The following is an 18,597-nucleotide window of genomic DNA, read 5'->3' as shown; positions in this document are numbered from 1 at the left end:
CTTTCCCCCTGTAATTTACTTTATTTTTATTTTTCCTCCATAAGGATATGGAAGGTTATAACCAATCTCTTGTGATATACCGGCTGCCGCTTCCCAAAGAGGGCCTAAAAAATGATGGACCTTATCTCTCGGAAATGACGTTGAAAATCCCGCAATGCTTATCGAATATGAAACGGTTCCATACCGATCAAAAATCGGAACAGCTATCGAGACGGTGCCTTCCTCGAGTTCGGAATCACTGTAAGCATAGCCGGTCTCTCTCGTTTCTTTTACCAATTTAAGAACTTCTTCTTTTGATTTAGGTGTTTGGCTTGCAAATGGGATAATGGGATTTTCCAGCACATCTGAAATTTGTTCGTCCGGCAAAAAGGAAAGAAGTGTGCGAGTGCAAGCTCCGGCATATAGAGGCGCTTGCCTGCCAACTCTTGTATAAAGCCGGACAGGGCGAGTGCTTTCAATTTTCTCCAAATAAATGCCCGCATTCTGTTCCCGAATGACCAGCTGGACTGCCTCATTAAACATCCCCTGCAAATTCTTCATATGAGGAAGCGCAATTCTGCGAATCTCAAACCTACCCGCAACGCGCTCGCCCATCTCTAAGAACTTAATGCCTAACCCATACCTCTCGCCATCCACAACCATGCCATCCTGATGAAAGGTCACTCGCTGCAAATACCCAAACTCGGCAAAGGTTCTTAAAAGACGATATGCGGTTGCCTTAGGAATACCTAAGGTCTTTGAGATTTCATCCAGTCTCCAGTAAGGTTTTTCATCTGTGAAAATTTCCAGGAGATGGAGACCTTTTTCAATCGTTTTACTCATACTAGTTCTCCTGCTGCAACAGATTTTTTCCCTGCTTCAGTATATAAGTGGCATGACACTGCATGCTGGTTTTCCACCGCCTGAAGGGTTGGCTGGTCCGTTGTACAGATATCCATACAAGAAGCGCATCGCGGATGAAATGTACATCCGCTTGGAGGATTAGAAGGGCTTGGTACGTCCCCTTTTAAAATAATCCTCTCTTTCTTTTTAAGCGGATGAGGGCTTGGCAGAGCTGAAAGCAAAGCTTCAGCATATGGATGCATAGGCTTATCATATAACCGATTTTTTTCTGCAATTTCGACCATCTTGCCAAGATACATAACACCAATGCGATCACAGAAATGTTTAACAACGCTCAAATCGTGGGAAATAAAGATATATGTAAGTCCCAGCTCTTTTTGTAAATCCCTCATTAAATTTAGAACTTGTGACTGAATCGATACATCCAGCGCTGATACCGGTTCATCCGCAATGATCAATTTAGGCTTAGAAATTAAGGCTCTTGCGATTCCAATACGCTGGCGCTGCCCTCCGGAAAACTCGTGTGGAAAACGTGTAAGCTGTGCGGGTGTTAATCCAACCTGGTCCGCTACTTCCAACAGCCTTCTTTCTCTTTCCTTACGGTCGGTCACCCCGAAATTAATAAGCGGCTCTTCAATGATATCGCGAACCCTCATTCTCGGATTTAGTGAAGCAAATGGATCCTGGAAAACAATTTGGATATCCTTTCGCAATGATCTCATTTCACTGTTGTTAAGTTCGGCAAGGTTTCGGCCTTGAAAATAGATATTTCCTTCAGTCGGCTCAAGCAGGCGTAAGATTGTTCTGCCTGTTGTACTCTTTCCGCATCCTGACTCTCCAACAATCCCGAAGGTTTCACCTTCCATAACTTCGAAGGAAACTCCGTCAACTGCTTTTACATGCTGAAGCGTTTTGTTTCCAAAAATACCGCCTTTAACCGGAAAGTGCTTTTTCAAGTTTTCTACTTTTAATAGAACGTTTTGTTCTTCTGTCATGTTGCAGCCACCTCCGACTCTTTCTCCTCAAAAAGCCAGCATTTAACCTGTGAACCTGACTCTGTTTCAAAAAGCGGCGGGGTTTCGTTACATCGTTCGTGCGCTAAAGTACAACGCGGTGCAAATCGGCATCCGGCAGGCATATTGCCCGGTGCCGGAACGACTCCTGGTATGGAAGATAAATATTCCTTTTGTTCATCCACATCTGGCAAAGAAGCGATTAGCCCTTTTGTATAAGGATGCTTTGGATTATCAAACAGCTCTACCACTAATGATTCTTCCACAATTTCGCCTGCGTACATCACGATGACGCGGTCACACATTTCTGCCACAACTCCCAAATCATGCGTAATCAGGACGATCGACATATCCAGCTGATTTTGAATATCTTTCATCAGCTCCAGAATCTGTGCTTGAATCGTTACATCCAGCGCAGTCGTTGGCTCATCTGCAATCAGCACTTCAGGATTGCACGAGAGAGCGATAGCAATCATAACCCTTTGGCGCATACCGCCTGAAAGCTGGTAGGGATATTCATCAAGGACATGTTCAGGCCTTGGAATCCCAACTAGCTTCAGCATTTCCAATGCGCGGGCCCTGGCAGCTTTCTTGGAGACCTTCTCATGGCTTAAAACCATCTCCATAATCTGATCCCCAATGGTATAAACAGGGTTTAAAGAACTCATCGGTTCCTGGAAAATCATCGATATTTTTTTACCGCGGATTTTTCGCCAATCCTTTTTGGAAAAATCCTTAAAGTGTAGATCGCCAAGCCGAACATTACCGTCATGCCTCTCCACTCCAGGAGGCAAAAGGCCCATTAAGGAAAGAGAAGTCATACTTTTCCCGCAGCCCGATTCCCCTACAATTCCGAGAGTCTCCCCTTTATGAAGATGGAAACTAATTCCGTTTACAATGGCTATTTTCTCGCCATCATCCTTAATGCCCACCCTTAACTTATCAACCTCTAAAACTCTTTGAACCATTATGACACTCCTAACGGTTTCATTTTGTGAAATGCAATTTCATTTTTTGTATAATTTAAATCATATTTAATAATCCGAATATTTTCAATAGTATCTGGCGAAAAAGTTAGATAATTTCGTAAAAACCATAGGAAACGAGTCCCTAAAAGGGAATAATCCCCTTATTTTTCTATTAAATGGTTAAAAAAGAATGGTACCAGGTACCTATACCAAGCAGATAGATTTGGCCATCGGGAGTCCATTGGCGGAGGTAGTTTGTGGTTCTGATATTTTCTCCGCTTCTTTTAAGCGGTTTGACCCTTCATCCGGGAGAATTCTTCTTCGTACCGCATAAGAAGATCGGGCCTTCAGACCCATTTATTGCCCCTCAGAGAATAGCTAATGGAAATCACTAGTGTTTTTAAAAATTAAAATCATTATTCTATACTTTTCACCAGACCCATAGTACAAATTCAATCAAACGTTTGATTAGATCTCCAACTCGCTAGTAGGTCGCTAACTTCTTTCAAGCTTTTCTTAAAACCAGCAAACGAACTTTTAAAATTATGTTGCATAAATAAAAGTATTGTTGCATAATTACTCTTATATTTTTCCATAAAATATCAGGAGGACATGTTCATGGAGCACTTAGGCTGGTTATCTTTGATTCCGCCATTGTTAGCGATCATTGCGGCAATCGTAACCAAAAACGTTATTATTTCATTATTTTTAGGTTCATTTTCAGGTGTTTTGATCCTGGTCAAAGGATTGCCGCTTACTGCGACCAAGACGATGATTGGCGATTATTTGTTTGTTCAGCTGACAGACAGCTATAACGCCGGTGTGCTGGTATTGCTTGTGTTTATCGGCGGGTTTGTAGCTTTAATGGAGAAATCAGGCGGAGCTGCTGCATTTGCAGAAAAAGTAATTAAGTATTTAAACTCAAAAGCCAAAACACAATTGGCTGCCTGGTTCGGGGGCATAGTCATCTTTTTCTCGGATCTCGGCACCCCGCTTTTGATTGGACCTATTTTTGAAAAGGTATTTGATAAAGCAAAGATATCCAGGGAAAAATTAGCCTGGATCATCGATTCAACTGCTTCCCCTGTTGCCGTTCTCATTCCATTCATCGGCTGGGGTGTATACATTATGGGGCTCATTCAAAAAGAATTTGAAGGGCTGAGCATTGCTGAATCTGATTGGGATGCTTTCATTCAGGCCATCCCTTATCAATTTTATCCAATACTAACCGTTCTTATGGTGCCGCTTGTTGCATTCACAAAACTGGAGTTTGGTGCAATGGCCAAAGCTGAGAAGCGTGTGAAGGAAACTGGTGCATTATATTGGCCTGATTCAAAACCAATGAGAAAGCCGGACAATTTTAATGAGCTAAAGGAGACAAAGAGCAAACCCATTTTAATCTGGCTTCCTCTTCTTGTTCTGCTTGTGACACTGTTCGGAATCCTGATCCCGCTAGGTTTTCCATTCCAGAAGATTGAAGGCAGCGCCTTCCGCGTAGCACTTACAACAGCCTATTTATTTGCTGGCATTCTACTAATTTTAATGATGGTATATTACAAGGTTAAAAAGTTTGGAGAGGCTTTTGATATATATGTATCTGGAATGCAAAAAATGATGTACGTCGCTGCTACACTAGTGTTGGCCTGGTCTCTTGGCACAGTCATGAAGAATTTGGGAACCGCCAATTATATCGTAGAAATCATGGATGGAAATATCCCTGCATTCATCGTCCCTGCCATCTTATTCCTTGCCGGTGCCTGTATGTCCTTTGCAACCGGAAGCTCATGGGGCACGTTCGCGATCATGATGCCTCTGGCAATCCCAATGGCATTTCATCTGGATGCGTCCATTTATGTCTGTATCGGGGCAGTTTTATCTGGAGGACTATTCGGAGACCATTGCTCACCAATTTCGGATACAACGATCTTATCCTCTACAGGAGCTGGAAGTGACCACATGGATCACGTAAAAACACAGCTTCCATATGCGATTCTAAATGGTTCTGCAGCACTTGCTGCTTATATTGTAGCTGGTTTAGTTGCCAATACCCTATCGCTTGCTGTGGCGATCTTGATCATGGTTTTAGCAGTTGTGGTTATTTCCAAATGGCAAAATAAGTCCAATACCGGAAAACCTATAAATATGTAAGAATAGCCCTATTCCGATAAAGGAATAGGGCTATTTTTTTGGGGGGGTAAATTACTAAAAATTCAATTACCCTTGGCCGCTGCAATGGTTCAGACCTCTTGCAGTTCCGTTATTCTATTTGCATCGTTCACAATTGGTACTCCCAACCAATAACTAAACAAAGCAGCATATTTTACTTGATCAAACGTTTGATTGAACACTTTTTCTAAAAAAAAAGACTAGCTCAGCTAACCGAGTAGTCTTCTGCATTCACTTATCATAAGGAATTCCCTATTTCCTAAAATCAACCTTCTCATCAAGCTCACCAAATCTAACGGTTGTCTCCCGTGGCTTCGTTTCCGCAATCACCTTGCCATTCCGAATAGAATAACGGACAGCCGCCTGCTTCCGAATCGCTTCATATTCGTTTTCAGCATCCAGTACGATTAAGTTGGCTGTTTTTCCTACTTCAATTCCGTAATTTTCTTCGATATTCAAAGTCTTGGCACTGTTGTTAGTAATCAAGTCAAATGAGTTTACGATTTGTTCGTATCCCATGAGCTGTGTGACGTGGATGCCCATATGCAAGACCTGGAGCATGTTGCCTGTTCCAAGCGGATACCACGGGTCAAAGATGTCATCATGGCCAAAGCTTACGTTTAAGCCTGCTTCAAGCAACTCTTTCACCCTGGTAATTCCTCTTCGTTTCGGATACGTATCAAACCGGCCCTGCAGGTGGATGTTCACAAGCGGATTTGCGACAAAGTTAATGTTTGATAGCTTTAACAGTCTGAATAGCTTATATGTGTAGGCATCATTATAAGAGCCCATTGCCGTTGTATGGCTGGCGGTTACCCGGTTGCCTAAACCGCGCTCATAGGCTTCCGCTGCCACTACCTCTACAAACCGCGATTGTTCATCATCAATTTCATCACAATGGATGTCGACAAGGCGGTCATATTTTTCAGCAAGGTCAAAGGCTGTTTTCATCGAGGAAACGCCGTACTCTCTTGTGAATTCAAAGTGCGGGATGCCACCTACAACATCAGCACCCATTTTCAATGCTTCCTCAAGCAGCTCAGCTCCGCTTGGGTAGGAATTGATTCCCTCCTGCGGAAACGCCACAAGCTGCAAGTCTACATAGGAAGACATCTCTTCTTTTACTTCCAAAAGGGCTTTTAATGCCGTTAAACTCGGATCTGTTACATCCACATGTGTGCGGACATGCTGAATTCCCTGTGCAATTTGCCATTTCAAGGCTGTTTTCGCTCTTGCTTTCACATCTTCATGCGTCAGGGTTTCTTTTCTTTGTGCCCATCTTTGGATGCCTTCGAATAAAGTTCCGCTCTGATTCCACTCTGGCTCCCCAGCTGTGAGGGTTGTATCCAGATGAATATGAGGCTCGATAAAAGGGGCAGAGACAAGTGATCCTTCTGCATCAAGGATCTCCTGTCCCGCCTCCTCCACTTCACCTTGTGAAATGTCATTTATTTTCCCATCTTGTATCGCTATATTCCATAAGCCTTTTTTTCCTCTAAGCTTTGCATTTTTAATAATCACTTCTTAACTCACCTTCTCTGACTGTACTTTTAGCTTGTAATTGAGCAACCACTTTTGAAACCACTACAAATGTAATTGCTGATCCTAATAGCGCGTTAACCGGCGGAATCCCTGGGACTAAATTCGCGATGGCTACGCCCGCGATCCATGCAAGGATGGCTACCCAATTGACAGCTTTAAACTTCATATCTGCAAACTTCTTATATTCTCCGCGATTGACGATGAAATAATCGGCTAAAATGATTGCCCCGATTGATGGCAATGTGGAGCCTAAGATCGTAAGGAAACCGACGAAGTTGTTATAAAGCCACATGGCTGCGATCGTACCGACAATTCCGTTGAAGATGACAACCTTGCTTTTTGAGATTTTTAAAATGCTGGCAAAACCAAGTCCTGAAGCATATAGTGCGTTATCATTTGTCGTCCAGATATTTAAGCCAAGAACCAGAATTGCTGGAAGGATCAACTTTTGGATGAACATAACCTCTGAAATATCAGACTGGCCTGTTGCAATCGCCCCGATTGCTCCGAAGATGAACATCACGGAGTTTCCGATAAAGAAGGCAATGACCGTTGAAACCACTGCTGAGCGTTTCGTGTTTGCAAAGCGCGCGAAGTCCGGAGTCAGTGTTCCGGCACTGATAAAGGAACCGACACAGATCGTTAAAGCTGCTGCCAGCCCAATCGCTTCAGCTGGCTGATATTGCATTAATCCTTCCAACCCGCCTGCTGTTTCTGTTGCTTTAAAGACTGAGAAGCTTCCCAGGATCGTGATTAACGGTACTGCGATAAAGCTTAGGATTGCCAGTGCCTTCATTCCGAAGAAGGCTGTTGCTGTCATTAACAGTCCTGCGACTAAAATCAGCATATTCGCATCAAGCCCTGTTACTTTTTGAACCGGAAGAGCAAACATCGCTACCCCTACTCCAAACCAGCCAACCTGTGTAGCAGCCAGCAAGAAGGATGAAAGGTAAGATCCTTTTTCTCCAAAAGCATAGCGGGTAAGCAAGTGCGTGGATAAACCTGTCTTTGCAGCAATATAAGCAAGTGCTCCTGTATAAGTACCCAGGATTAAGTTGCCTGCTAATACGATTCCGATAAATTGCATGAAAGTTAACCCTGTTCCAAGCGTTCCGCCTGACCACATGCTTGCTGAGAAGAAGGTCAGCCCAAGCATCACCACAAGCATTTTCCAAAAACCGCTGCGATGCCCCTGTGGTACCGCCTCTAACGAAAAATCCAAATCTACTTTTTTCATACCAATTCCTCCAATCAATTTTTGAAACTGGTACCGAAGGATCCTCCGATAGTTAAGGCGATGGAAAAAGAAAAAGGCTTCTCGCCGTTTTCCGACAAGAAGCCTTTTTCCTCATGAAAAACCCCTGGGCAGGATACACCTAGCCCATTGGTTATCATAAATTCCGCTGTCCTTGTCAGCCTCACGGGACTGAATTAAAGGTACCAGTATTTAATTGTTTACCATTATTTCAGAAATAGAGGAGAGTGTCAATTGTAAATGATTGGACCGAGATCAGAAATAAAGGTGCCGACCCTGTCAGCACCCCATGTCTTACTTTTCTACAAATTGATACATATACTCCATCGCTTCTGGCAAGGATTCTCTCCATACTTTCCATTCATGGTCGCCATCCACCACTCTGAATTCAACCAGATCCGGCTGGTGTTCTCTTAGGTTCTGGTAAAGCACCGCAGCATGGTAGGCGATGTCGAAAGTATCATGATCCCCTGAGTTAATGTATAAAGGAACCTTAATGCCTTTTTGCTTATAGTCATCAATATACTGAGTGTAGTTCAATTCAGTCCACTTTTCAGGATCATACTGGCCATCCTTTTGATAAGTAGCATGCCTTCTGCCTGAAGAATGACTCGGCGGCTGCGGGACATAAACAGCAGGGCTTAAAGCTGCACCGGCAGCAAACATTTCTGGATATTTTAAAATAAAGTTAACGGTTCCATAACCTCCAGCAGACAAGCCTGCTACTAAGCGTCCTTCTTTTTCCTCAATCGTTCTCCAGGTTTCATCAATATGAGGGATCAAGTCATTCATGAATGCTGTTTCGGCTGCTTCATTATAACCATTAACCCACCAGCTTTTGCTGGCTGGCATAACAATAATGGATGGAGGAATAACCCCCTGTGCGATCATCTTATCAGCAGTTTCTTTTACATTGCCGCTATCAACCCAATTATGTTCATTCCCGCCAGAACCATGCAAAAGGTAAAGAACAGGATATTCCTCGCCGGAAGTTTTATAATCAGTCGGCAAATAGATGTTGTAATTATAGTCGCGGCCCAGCGTTTCTGAACTAAAGCTTTGGTGAATGATTTGGCTGTTGCTCGACTTTGGCGGTGTGATATTATCCGCGAGAGAAAGACTAGGGATCAACATGGCTAACAATAAAACAAAGATAAACATTGTTTTTCTTTTAAACATGAATAGGCCTCCTAATAAGATCTTTCATTTGTTTTTTCCACGTATTTTACTGCAATTCTAGTAAATAATTGATATTTTTTTAAAAAGCTATCCTGCTCTTATTCAATTCAGGATAAAATTCTCTATTCCATAGGAATTTCCAGCTTAAACAGGTGTTTCCTTTTGATTAGTTTGAATATATCGGTCACAATCTCAGGTTTATCGGTCAGATTTTAATTTTTTCGGTCACTTTTTCAATATATCGGTCAGATTTCGATTTTATCGGTCAGTTTTCCAATATATCGGTCACTTCGCGTCCCATCAATTTTTCAGCATTCGCACGGTGAATATACGATTCAAAAACTTCGATTTTATCAATAAAGCCTTTATTAGTAATAAGCTATCGAAGCCGCTTACAGATAACTTTACTCCGTAGGCCCGCCACTATTTTTCTGGACAACCTTTAACCCTGACTGAGATTTCGGAAGCCAGGATGTAATTGCAGTCTACAAACACTCCCAAATATCTGCATTTTTAGTTAGTCAACCCATACAGCCCCTCCCTGCAAGCAATGATCTTTTTTTCATTCCCCTCCTGTTAATCTGACTTTTTATAATAAATTGAATATTGGATACAATTATGGTTGTTCTACTTTTTTTAACGTACAACCTTTACAAAAAGGAAAAATAAGTAATAAGTATCAAAGAATCTAAGAATAACAGTTATTTAGGAGGAGTTTTTAGAAGCCTTGAGGCCGAAGCTAAAGGTTTTGCTGCTGGAGGGTATATTCGACAGAGTCTTCTCCTATTTCCCAGGAAAAGATTTTATTCTACAGGATTTTCAGTCATTCCTAAAAAAAGAGCCATCCGCATGAAGCCGATAGCCCTGAAGCTAAATCACCTATTGGAACATCTACAAGATGTGAAACATCATTGTGAAACAAGAAAATTCGGGTGGTACCTGGTACCTTAATTTATTTTCTCCCCCAATGCGATTTCGGGACGGATTTTCCCATATCCTGTTGCTTGTTCGAAGGCGCGTCCGATTTTTAGGACTTCGAAGTCGGCTCTGTGCGGGCCAACGATTTGGAGGCCAAGCGGGGTTCCGCCTGAAGTAAAGCCGCTTGGAATCGAGAGGGATGGGTTTCCTGCAGCAGAAATATAGTAACAGGAACGCATCCAATCAATGTAATTCTCCATTTTCACCCCGTTAATTTGTGTTGGATATTCAAGGTTTACATCAAAGGCCGTAACCTGGGTAACCGGGAGAATGAGTGCATCATATTGGGTAAAGAACGAACGCATGCGATTATAAAGAAGCGTGCGGAGCCTTTCAGCACGGCCGATATCCGGACCGCTCAGGTTTCTGCCCTTTTCGATATTCCAGATGACACTCGGCTTTATTAACTCACGGAATCGATTAAAGATTTCGGAATAGGAGAGTTCGAACTCCCATGCACGGAGCACCTGGAACACTTCCTCCGCTTCATGTAAATCCGGGCACGCTTCTTCAATGTGGCATCCAAGCTCCTCAAAAACTTTCACCTGTTCCACAAGGTTGCTTCTTACCTCCGGCTCAACCGGAAGGATGCCTCCAAAGTCAGCGGAATATGCGATCCGGAGCCCCTTTATATCGGGCTGAACTGGCTCAAGAAACTTTTGACCCGGCTCCTCAATCGAAAGCGGTGACCGATTGTCAGGGCCGGAAATCACGGACATCATGAAAAAGGCATCATCCACACTCCGTGCAATTGGTCCCTGAACCCCAAGAGGAGAATAGAGGGCGGCTTTCGGAAGCGGGATGCGGCCGGGAGACGTTCTCAGCCCAACCACGTTATTAAAGCAGGCTGGATAACGCAAAGACCCGCCCATATCACTTCCATCTGCAAAAGGGATCATTCCGCATGTCACGGCTGCAGCCGCTCCCCCGCTGCTTCCGCCCGCCGTTTTGCTTAGATCGTACGGGTTTCGGGTAGCGCCAAAAACCTCATTAAAGGTATGGGCCCCTGCGGCAAACTCCGGAACGTTTGTTTTTCCAATGACAATCGCTCCAGCCTCACGGAGCCTTTCTACGATCAGGTCATCCTCACTCGGATAATGGTCGCGAAGCGCCAGTGATCCGCTTGTTGCTGGAAAACCAACAGCATGATGAGTATCTTTTATGGCAATTGGAAGCCCGAAAAAAGGTCCGGCCTGCTTACCTGCTTCTAGCATCTCATCCGCTTTTACAGCTTCCTTTAATGCAAGCTCCTCATTAAGGGAAACAATCGCATTAACCTTCTGATTGACTCGTTTGATTTGAGTCAGGTGCGCTTCCATCACCTCACGAACGGATAACTTTCGTCCTTTAATAGCCCTGGCAAGATTTCGGGCAGAAGAAAAACAAATGTCTTTTTCCATTTAACAACAGCTCCCCAACATATTTTTTTCTCAAAAAAATCCCCCCTCCAATTTTTCTCTAAGCTGAAGGGGAATGTAGTTTGCGAGTATTTTTCCAGTAGCTCTTTTATTCAGATACACTGCCTTTCGATTTTTCAATAAAAAGAACAACGGCAATGGTAATCGCTACACACAATACAATCTTTATTAAGCTAAAAATAGGCGCGAACAATACAGCCATACCAATCACAAAGGCAACTAAACCATACAAGGGCTTTTTTAGGGCAAACTGACCCAGAACGCCTCCATAGATGGCAGGAAGAATGAATTGAAGCGCATTTTGAACGGATTGCGGAATGATGGTAAGGATATACGAACCGCCAAGGACTACAGCGATGATAATGACGATGTTTGTTAAAGAGGCTACCGCGATTCCAAGCGTACCTGCAATCTCTGCTTTTTTCGTACCTGGCTCAGCTCCGATTGACTCCTGGGCTGCTGCGGAACATGGAAGGCACATATTGGCGATGTTCCCGGTAAGAAACGCGATATAGGTTCCGGACTTCCCCAGGACCGGGTAATAGGTAATTGGCTCAAGGAACCACATGATCCCGATAAAAGCCGCATACCCGATGAGTCCGCCAATAATGGCTCCCCAGCCTGGATGATAGCCTAATATAAATGAAAAATAGATGGGCGGCACAAATGACATAACGATCAGCATCCATAGGGTTGATTGCCCCCAAAAATCGGCTTTGCTATGGAATCCCTGCATGCCCGTAGCTGATTGTTTCACCTCGATATTTACTTCCGTCACTCCAGCTTTAGTCGGTACAGTCATGATACATCCCCCTTCTTATATGAGTGTTGTCAAATAGCTAACGGTCAGAGCAATCACGAGCGAGATTCCAAGTGCCCATTCCTGAAGCCACCGGATTTCCCGTTTTTTAGCGAATGATAGGATAACCATCATCGATATTCCCGCAGCAACAGCGGCAACGGATTCGCTATATCCCTTCACCATTTGCTGGCTGGCAAGGTAAGCGAACGCACCCAGCATCGCGGCTGTCGAAACAATCGTCATCATTCTCGCATTTTTCCTGACGATTTTCTTTTCCACTTTCCCAAGCGACTTTGTAGCCAGAGCAGTGAAAATCAGCCAGCCTGTCCCGCCAAGACACATGGTCCAGACGACCGTCGTAAATGCCTTTAAGCCAAAATCAGGAGAATTTAAGTCAACCCCGTAGGCATTGGCGCCGATCCCTGCTGCAGTCAATTCGGTTGCGGCAGAGCCGATGATTCCGATCCTCATCAAGGTAAATGGACCTCCGAGAACGGCAATAAGAGAAATAATAACGATCGCAATGCCGAATGAGGGCCCTAAACTGCTGATGAATCCTGTTCTCAAAGCTCTCTTGGTTTCATCCTTCGTCATTCCGATATTCGGTGCCGTTTGGGTAGCGATTCTGATAAAAACAACCGCTTGAAAGATGACAATGGCCACAACAATGCTGGCGAAAATCCATACCGGTGCACTATTGGCAAACCTTAAAACCTCATCCATACGTATAACCTCCTTTTGTTTTAATTAGATTGAACTTCAGCATCCTTTTTTTCTCCAGCCGTTTCACCAGAGAGATAATCAAAAACAGCTGAAATAAATACCTTGCCGATATCAAGCATGGAACGTTCATCCACATCAAAACGAGGGTGATGATGCGGAAACACTTCTATTTTTTCCGAATTTCCCCCTACAAAGAAAAACGTGCCCGGAACCTTTTGAAGATAATAAGCAAAATCCTCCATCCCCATTTGGGCCGGCATTTGAATGACATTTTCTTCACCGAAAAGTTCTATGGCCAGCTTTTCAATTCGCTTCGTTTCTCCCGGATGATTTTTCACCGCGGGATAGCCTCTGACATATTCATATTTCGCAGTTGCCCCAACCGCTTTACAGGTAGAGTGGGCAATTTCCCCGATCAGATTTTCTATCATGCTGCGGACATCTTCATCAAAGGTGCGGACCGTTCCAGTGATTCTGGCCTTGTCAGGGATTACGTTAAATCCTGTACCGCTATTAAAAGCGGCTACAGACACAACCGCTGTTTTGACAGGATCCACTTTTCTTGCCACCACCTGCTGCAGATTCGAAATCAGCTGGCTCCCCGCCGCAATCGGGTCTACTGTCAAATGAGGCGTGGCCGCATGTCCGCCTTTTCCAAAAATATTAATCTCAAATGTATCGCCTGCTGCCATGGCATCGCCTTCCCGAACACCGACTGTGCCCGCAGGATTCGTCGACCAGACATGGGCGCCATAAATGACATCTGCACCACCAAGACATCCATCCTCAATCATGGACTTTGCCCCTCCCGGGATTACTTCTTCGGCAAATTGGTGAATAAAAAGGACATTTCCTTCTATTTCATCTCTGACCTCGGATAATGTTTTCGCTACTCCAAGGAGAGCGGCGGTATGGATATCATGTCCGCAAGCATGCATAACCCCTGGAATACGTGATTTATACTCTGCTTCATTTTCCTCCTGAATAGGCAGGGCATCAAAATCGGCACGCAAAGCAACGGTTTTTCCAGGCTTGCCACCCTTCAGCATTCCCGTTACCCCCCGGCCGCCAACTTTTCTTCTTACCTCTAACCCCAGCTCCTCAAGGAAATTGGCCACTTTTTCAGGTGTGTTTACTTCATGATGGGAAAGCTCAGGATACATATGAAGATCCCTTCTAAAGCTCACCATCTCCGGATAAATTTCCTGTAATCTTTCAAAAAGCTTTTCTGTCATACTCTGTCTCTCCTTTTAATCATTTTCTATATAACTAAATATTACAAATAGTAAGTAAATTAAAAAATGCTAAAAAGATAGAAAAGCAGCTACCCTAAATCCCCTGCTTTTCTGTTTTTTTACAAGCTAACTTGTGGACAACATTCAGTAGCAAGTCACAGCCTGCCTTAATATCTTTTTCACTTGTATATTCTTCGGGACAATGGCTTTTCCCGCCCTTGCTTGGAATGAACAGCATTCCTATATCAGTCAGCCCGCTGAGCATGGCTGTATCATGCACGGCCCCGCTGTTTAATTTAAGGTAATTAAATTGATGCTCTTTAGCTGTTTCTTCAATCTGGTCAATAATGCGCGAAGATAGCTTGACTGTATCGGATTCGCCCACTAGCTCCACTTTGCTCTCTAAAGAATGCTCCTTTGACACCTCTTTCACTCTTTCAGCCAGTGCATTGGAAACGATTTCGACTCCCTCGGCTTCAACATCTCTGATATCCACATAGAATTCAACTTTTTGAGGAATGACATTTGGTATATTTGGCTTGCACTCTATTTTCCCTACTGTAGCGACTGTCGTAGGCAGAGCATTCTTCTTGGCTGTTTTTTGAATGTGGGAGATGATTTCAGCTGCCCCCGCCATCGGGTCCGACCTTAAATGCATTGGAGTGGTCCCTGCATGATTCGAATCTCCATCAATCGTAATCTTGTAGGTTCTCATTCCTGCGATAGCCTGGACGATTCCAATGGATTTTTGCTGGCTTTCAAGCACTTGCCCCTGTTCAATATGCAGCTCGATCATCGCGTCGACTTTCCCTTTTTGGAGAATATCTCTTTCAGCATTTTCAATGGCCAGCCCAAAATCCTTTGCTTTCTGGTAAACAGATATCCCCTCAGGGTTCTTGATACTCTTTAATTCTTCCAGATCATACTTTCCTGCACAAACCTTGCTGCCAAGCATGGTAATGCCAAAATTGGAGCCCTCCTCCTCTGCAAAGCTGACTAATTCAATCGGCTGGCTTAATTCAACTTCTTCTTCCTTTAAAACTCGTATAATTTCCAGTGCAGCCAGAACACCTGTTAATCCGTCAAATTTACCGCCGTTCTTTACGGTATCATGATGGGAACCGATCATAATCGACGGTTTATTTAGTTCTTTTCCGTATGTAGCCCTGATATTGCCTATTGCATCTAGCTTTACGTCCAGCCCGATTTCTTCCATTCTGGCAAATAAGTATTCTCTCGCTTTTCGGTCCTCCTTACTGTACGAAAATCTTGTACAGCCATCGCCCGGCGTGCTTGTGAAGCCAATGATGTTTTCCAAGTCATTCATCATTCTGCTGATGTTAATTTCCAACTTCTTATCCCCTTTCCTATTTAAATGACTATACTCCCTGGAATAAGCAAACTTTCAATGGTATAATTTTTAGAAAATTTAAAATGGTTATTTAATTGTATTTTGCAAGAAGCGTGCCAAAACGATTACATGGTTTTAACTGTATTTATAGGTCTTTCTTTTTGTTTTTGATGAAAAAAATCATCAAATACCGATGAAAATAGTCATCATAAAAATAAGTAGGTGGTTTTAATGGAAAGTAATCAGCTGGAATTGTATAAAGAGGCCTTTGAAGACCTGAATTCCATATTGGATACAAGCTTTGGGGCCATTACGATTACAGATGGCAAAGGAGTATTTACAAGAATTAGTAAATCTTGTGAGAGGATGTTTGGCGTGCCGGAATCAGAGATTATTGGCAAAAGCGCCTTTTTGCTGGAGAAACAGGGCCTTTTCAGTACGTCAGTCACCTGTGAAGTGATCAGACGGAACCAAAGGGTAACCATTATACAAAAAACAGCTGCTAATAAAACCGTGTTAGTGACAGGCACCCCTATTTTTAATAAAAAGAAAAAGATCGAGAAAATCATCAATATTTCAAAGGACATTACGGAAACGAAAAAGCTGGCAGCCGATCTTAAAAGACTGCAAACCGAACATGAGTGGCTGAAACAGGAATTAATGAAACGGACCCGGCTGGAACGGGGCAAGGTAGCCTCTGAAAGTCCGGAAATGAAGAGGATCATTGATCTGGTCCATCATATTGCCAATATGGATGCCATTGTCTTATTACTGGGTGAAACCGGTGTCGGAAAAGGATTTATGGCCAATATGATCCATTCGATCAGCGACTGTAAAGATATGCCTTTCATCTCCATTAATTGCGGGGCTATTCCCGAAAGCCTGCTTGAATCGGAGTTATTCGGATATGAGAAAGGAGCCTTTACCGGGGCTTCCAAGGAAGGGAAAAAAGGCCTTTTCGAAACGGCAGGCAACGGCACCGTTTTCCTTGATGAAGTTGGCGACATGCCTGTAAGCCTTCAGGTAAAGCTTTTGCATGTTCTCGATGAACGAAAGGTAAGAAGAATCGGCGGGTCCTCATCTTTTAAAGTGAATTGCAGGATCATTGCTGCAACGAACAAGGATTTAAAAGAGCTCGTGAAATCAGGAGAATTCCGGGAAGATCTTTTTTACCGGCTAAATGTTGTGCCCATCACCATTCCGGCCCTAAGGGAACGCAAAGAGGACCTGCTTCCTCTGGCAAACATGTTTCTGGAAAAACTAAATACGAAATACAAAATGAAAAAAATATTTTCAGAAGAAGCCATTAAAGCTCTATATGACTACCAATACCCCGGGAATATCAGAGAACTGGAAAACATGATTGAGAGACTCGTCATCAATACAATGGGCGACACCATTGAAGCCGAAAAAATCTATGAAATCACTGAACCTTTCCAGTCAAACAGCAATCATCAGGAAATCATCCCTCTAAAAGAAGCAGTCGAGCAATTAGAAAGAAAATTGCTATTATCCGCATTCCAAAAATATAAAACCACCAGAAGAGTCGCCAAAGCATTAAAAATTGACCAATCCACCGTCGTGAAAAAAGCCAAAAAACTTAAACTGGAAGTGCACGACCGTTAGAGTGCCATTGCTAGAGTACCAGGTACCGTTCGTGGACAAACCTCCCATTTATCCGCCTGGGATGGACAAAATAGGCCGGTTCATGTTTGAACCGGCCTTTTGGATTCGTTTCTACCCTTTTATCCACATCCAAGCTTCCTCCAGCTGGTGCCCTTCAAAGTACTCTACTTCTATGCCAGGCAGATAATTCGTAAGCTTGGAGATGGTGCCGATCCAGTCTTTGTCGCTGACAACGGCGAATTTGTTAAATTGCTTCCATCTTTTTATATCGAATTTAACACCTTCTGCTGCGCCTTGAAAGGTTGTTCCGTCTACATCGGTCATGATAGCAAGGATATTAAATTTCTCATCTTCATTAAAATTTTCTCTGACATACTGATCCAGCTTTTCAGCGTCCTCCTTCGTGGCAATGCCATTAAAAGCGAGGGCGATGGTGGACGGGTCTTGGGATTCTATAAATTGAAGCATATGAATTACCTCCAGATCATCGGTTTTTAATAAGATAGATTCCCTCGATTTGTTTTAGTGAAACCAGAAAAAAGAACCAGCGAAGGAATATCCCCCGCTGGCTCTTCTATTTACTTCTTGCTGTAAAACCGATCCCGCACCTTCTTCAAGCGAGCATGATATTTCAAAATATCCAGCCTTGCCTTTTCCGCTTCCGGTGCAATCGGCCTCAATTTTTCAATTTCCCAATATTCAATAATCACATCCAGGACTTGATCAAAATACTCCAATGGGCCATAATTGGCTTCCTTTGCAATGATAGACATCCGATCTTCAAAGTCCGGCATCACTGCACCCGGCATCTTGAAGTTCATAATAACATTTCCCAAGTAATAGCAATAATTAGGTTCCAGCTGCAGGTGATACTTAATCACATCCCGGTAAAAGGCATAATGCAGAGTCTCATCCTTCGCCAAACGCCTTAGCATACTGGCCAAATCTTTATCATGCGGCCCTGCTACCTTCGCCACATTATAATAAAAGACCATGGTTGCAAGCTCCTGCATTGACGTGTAAACCATCGTTTCAAAAGGTGTATGGAAGTCAGGGTTCCAGCCATTTTCAACTGTTTGTTTATGCAGCTGGTGAAGTCTCGCCGGATTTACATTTCGTGTGATCAAAAGATACGTTTCAAGCAGATTGGAGTGCTGGTCCTCTTCGGCTGTCCACGTATGTACAAACTCCTTAATGACACTCAATGAACCTTTAAAAGTCTGATCCAGATATGAGGTGAACCATGGAAGATTCACTTCTGTTAAAAGAGCTGTCTCAACAGCCGTAATGACCGATCCAGGAAGCGTAACCTGGCTTTCATCCCAGGGAACACGCCGGAAATCCTGCGCCTTATCCCAAGGTAGGAATTCATGATAACCCCAATCTATTTTTTCAGCCCGCCTTTTATGCTCCTCATACAATTCCCTTACCTTTGGCTCCAGTCTAAAATCCAGATGATTTGTTAACAAGTTAAAGCCCTCCATCGCCGAAAAATTAG

Annotated in this window: 15 protein-coding genes; 2 read left to right on the top strand and 13 right to left on the bottom strand. The window is 43.5% G+C overall.

Features of this window, described 5'->3' with window-relative positions; translation table 11 throughout:
- Positions 1 to 15: 15 nt before the first annotated feature.
- Genes DFO73_RS06415 through DFO73_RS06405 form a run of 3 tightly spaced genes read right to left on the bottom strand, consistent with a single transcriptional unit; the run spans position 16 to position 2,824 of the window.
- Positions 16 to 822, bottom strand: a complete 807-nt coding sequence (locus tag DFO73_RS06415; RefSeq protein ID WP_110063944.1) for an IclR family transcriptional regulator — start codon at positions 820 to 822, stop codon at positions 16 to 18.
- Positions 819 to 1,838 carry an ABC transporter ATP-binding protein gene (locus DFO73_RS06410; RefSeq protein ID WP_110063943.1) on the bottom strand — a complete coding sequence of 340 codons (1,020 nt, stop codon included), beginning with the start codon at positions 1,836 to 1,838 and terminating at the stop codon, positions 819 to 821. Before DFO73_RS06410 ends, DFO73_RS06415 begins: the two co-directional genes overlap by 4 nt.
- A complete protein-coding gene (locus tag DFO73_RS06405; protein ID WP_110063942.1) occupies positions 1,835 to 2,824 on the bottom strand; it encodes an ABC transporter ATP-binding protein in 990 nt (329 codons plus the stop codon). The genes DFO73_RS06410 and DFO73_RS06405 overlap by 4 nt, the downstream gene beginning before the upstream one ends.
- Before the next feature lie 618 nt (positions 2,825 to 3,442).
- On the opposite strand from DFO73_RS06405, the gene DFO73_RS06400 reads away from it, so the two are divergent.
- Positions 3,443 to 4,972, top strand: coding sequence for a Na+/H+ antiporter NhaC family protein (locus DFO73_RS06400; protein ID WP_110063941.1), 1,530 nt, complete (start codon positions 3,443 to 3,445; stop codon positions 4,970 to 4,972).
- Positions 4,973 to 5,242: 270 nt separating this feature from the next.
- On the opposite strand, the gene DFO73_RS06395 is transcribed toward DFO73_RS06400, so the two are convergent.
- The 8 genes from DFO73_RS06395 to DFO73_RS06360 form a co-directional block, all read right to left on the bottom strand.
- Entirely contained in the window at positions 5,243 to 6,511 is a 1,269-nt protein-coding gene (locus DFO73_RS06395) for a cytosine deaminase (RefSeq protein ID WP_110063940.1), read from the bottom strand.
- The gene (codB, locus tag DFO73_RS06390; RefSeq protein ID WP_110063939.1) at positions 6,501 to 7,769 is read right to left on the bottom strand and encodes a cytosine permease; all 1,269 of its coding nucleotides are present in this window, start codon (positions 7,767 to 7,769) and stop codon (positions 6,501 to 6,503) included. Before codB ends, DFO73_RS06395 begins: the two co-directional genes overlap by 11 nt.
- A gap of 312 nt (positions 7,770 to 8,081) precedes the next feature.
- Positions 8,082 to 8,966: an alpha/beta hydrolase gene (locus tag DFO73_RS06385; protein WP_110063938.1), complete on the bottom strand. Its 885-nt coding sequence runs from the start codon at positions 8,964 to 8,966 to the stop codon at positions 8,082 to 8,084.
- 947 nt (positions 8,967 to 9,913) lie between these two features.
- Positions 9,914 to 11,344 carry an amidase gene (locus tag DFO73_RS06380; protein ID WP_110063937.1) on the bottom strand — a complete coding sequence of 477 codons (1,431 nt, stop codon included), beginning with the start codon at positions 11,342 to 11,344 and terminating at the stop codon, positions 9,914 to 9,916.
- A gap of 106 nt (positions 11,345 to 11,450) precedes the next feature.
- On the bottom strand, positions 11,451 to 12,164 hold the full coding sequence (locus tag DFO73_RS06375; RefSeq protein ID WP_110063936.1) for a small-conductance mechanosensitive channel: 714 nt from the start codon (positions 12,162 to 12,164) through the stop codon (positions 11,451 to 11,453).
- A 15-nt stretch (positions 12,165 to 12,179) separates the two neighbouring features.
- Positions 12,180 to 12,887 carry a DUF5058 family protein gene (locus DFO73_RS06370; protein ID WP_110063935.1) on the bottom strand — a complete coding sequence of 236 codons (708 nt, stop codon included), beginning with the start codon at positions 12,885 to 12,887 and terminating at the stop codon, positions 12,180 to 12,182.
- A gap of 20 nt (positions 12,888 to 12,907) precedes the next feature.
- Positions 12,908 to 14,122, bottom strand: a complete 1,215-nt coding sequence (locus DFO73_RS06365; protein WP_110063934.1) for a M20 family metallopeptidase — start codon at positions 14,120 to 14,122, stop codon at positions 12,908 to 12,910.
- 94 nt (positions 14,123 to 14,216) lie between these two features.
- Positions 14,217 to 15,473, bottom strand: a complete 1,257-nt coding sequence (locus DFO73_RS06360) for a Zn-dependent hydrolase (protein WP_110063933.1) — start codon at positions 15,471 to 15,473, stop codon at positions 14,217 to 14,219.
- A gap of 231 nt (positions 15,474 to 15,704) precedes the next feature.
- Between DFO73_RS06360 and DFO73_RS06355 the strand changes: the two genes are divergently transcribed.
- Positions 15,705 to 17,099: a sigma-54 interaction domain-containing protein gene (locus tag DFO73_RS06355; RefSeq protein ID WP_110063932.1), complete on the top strand. Its 1,395-nt coding sequence runs from the start codon at positions 15,705 to 15,707 to the stop codon at positions 17,097 to 17,099.
- Between the two features lie 111 nt (positions 17,100 to 17,210).
- Here DFO73_RS06355 and DFO73_RS06350 read toward each other — a convergent pair whose 3' ends face one another.
- Positions 17,211 to 17,567: an STAS/SEC14 domain-containing protein gene (locus tag DFO73_RS06350; RefSeq protein ID WP_110063931.1), complete on the bottom strand. Its 357-nt coding sequence runs from the start codon at positions 17,565 to 17,567 to the stop codon at positions 17,211 to 17,213.
- A 110-nt stretch (positions 17,568 to 17,677) separates the two neighbouring features.
- On the bottom strand, positions 17,678 to 18,568 hold the full coding sequence (locus tag DFO73_RS06345) for an acyl-ACP desaturase (protein WP_110063930.1): 891 nt from the start codon (positions 18,566 to 18,568) through the stop codon (positions 17,678 to 17,680).
- Positions 18,569 to 18,597 lie beyond the last annotated feature (29 nt).

It is taken from the genome of Cytobacillus oceanisediminis (assembly GCF_003182355.1).
In the GTDB taxonomy this organism is placed as follows: domain Bacteria; phylum Bacillota; class Bacilli; order Bacillales; family Cytobacillaceae; genus Cytobacillus; species Cytobacillus oceanisediminis_A.
The sequence above is the reverse complement of the archived record's forward strand: the minus strand, read 5'-3'. Positions and strand labels throughout refer to the sequence as shown.

Excerpts from the sequence above, each read along its gene's own strand:
- DFO73_RS06415 (WP_110063944.1), bottom strand. The coding sequence starts at position 822 with ATGAGTAAAACGATTGAAAAAGGTCTCCATCTCCTGGAAATTTTCACA.
- DFO73_RS06410 (WP_110063943.1), bottom strand. The coding sequence starts at position 1,838 with ATGACAGAAGAACAAAACGTTCTATTAAAAGTAGAAAACTTGAAAAAG.
- DFO73_RS06405 (WP_110063942.1), bottom strand. The coding sequence starts at position 2,824 with ATGGTTCAAAGAGTTTTAGAGGTTGATAAGTTAAGGGTGGGCATTAAG.
- DFO73_RS06400 (WP_110063941.1), top strand. The coding sequence starts at position 3,443 with ATGGAGCACTTAGGCTGGTTATCTTTGATTCCGCCATTGTTAGCGATC.
- codB (WP_110063939.1), bottom strand. The coding sequence starts at position 7,769 with ATGAAAAAAGTAGATTTGGATTTTTCGTTAGAGGCGGTACCACAGGGG.
- DFO73_RS06385 (WP_110063938.1), bottom strand. The coding sequence starts at position 8,966 with ATGTTTAAAAGAAAAACAATGTTTATCTTTGTTTTATTGTTAGCCATG.
- DFO73_RS06380 (WP_110063937.1), bottom strand. The coding sequence starts at position 11,344 with ATGGAAAAAGACATTTGTTTTTCTTCTGCCCGAAATCTTGCCAGGGCT.
- DFO73_RS06375 (WP_110063936.1), bottom strand. The coding sequence starts at position 12,164 with ATGACTGTACCGACTAAAGCTGGAGTGACGGAAGTAAATATCGAGGTG.
- DFO73_RS06370 (WP_110063935.1), bottom strand. The coding sequence starts at position 12,887 with ATGGATGAGGTTTTAAGGTTTGCCAATAGTGCACCGGTATGGATTTTC.
- DFO73_RS06365 (WP_110063934.1), bottom strand. The coding sequence starts at position 14,122 with ATGACAGAAAAGCTTTTTGAAAGATTACAGGAAATTTATCCGGAGATG.
- DFO73_RS06355 (WP_110063932.1), top strand. The coding sequence starts at position 15,705 with ATGGAAAGTAATCAGCTGGAATTGTATAAAGAGGCCTTTGAAGACCTG.
- DFO73_RS06350 (WP_110063931.1), bottom strand. The coding sequence starts at position 17,567 with ATGCTTCAATTTATAGAATCCCAAGACCCGTCCACCATCGCCCTCGCT.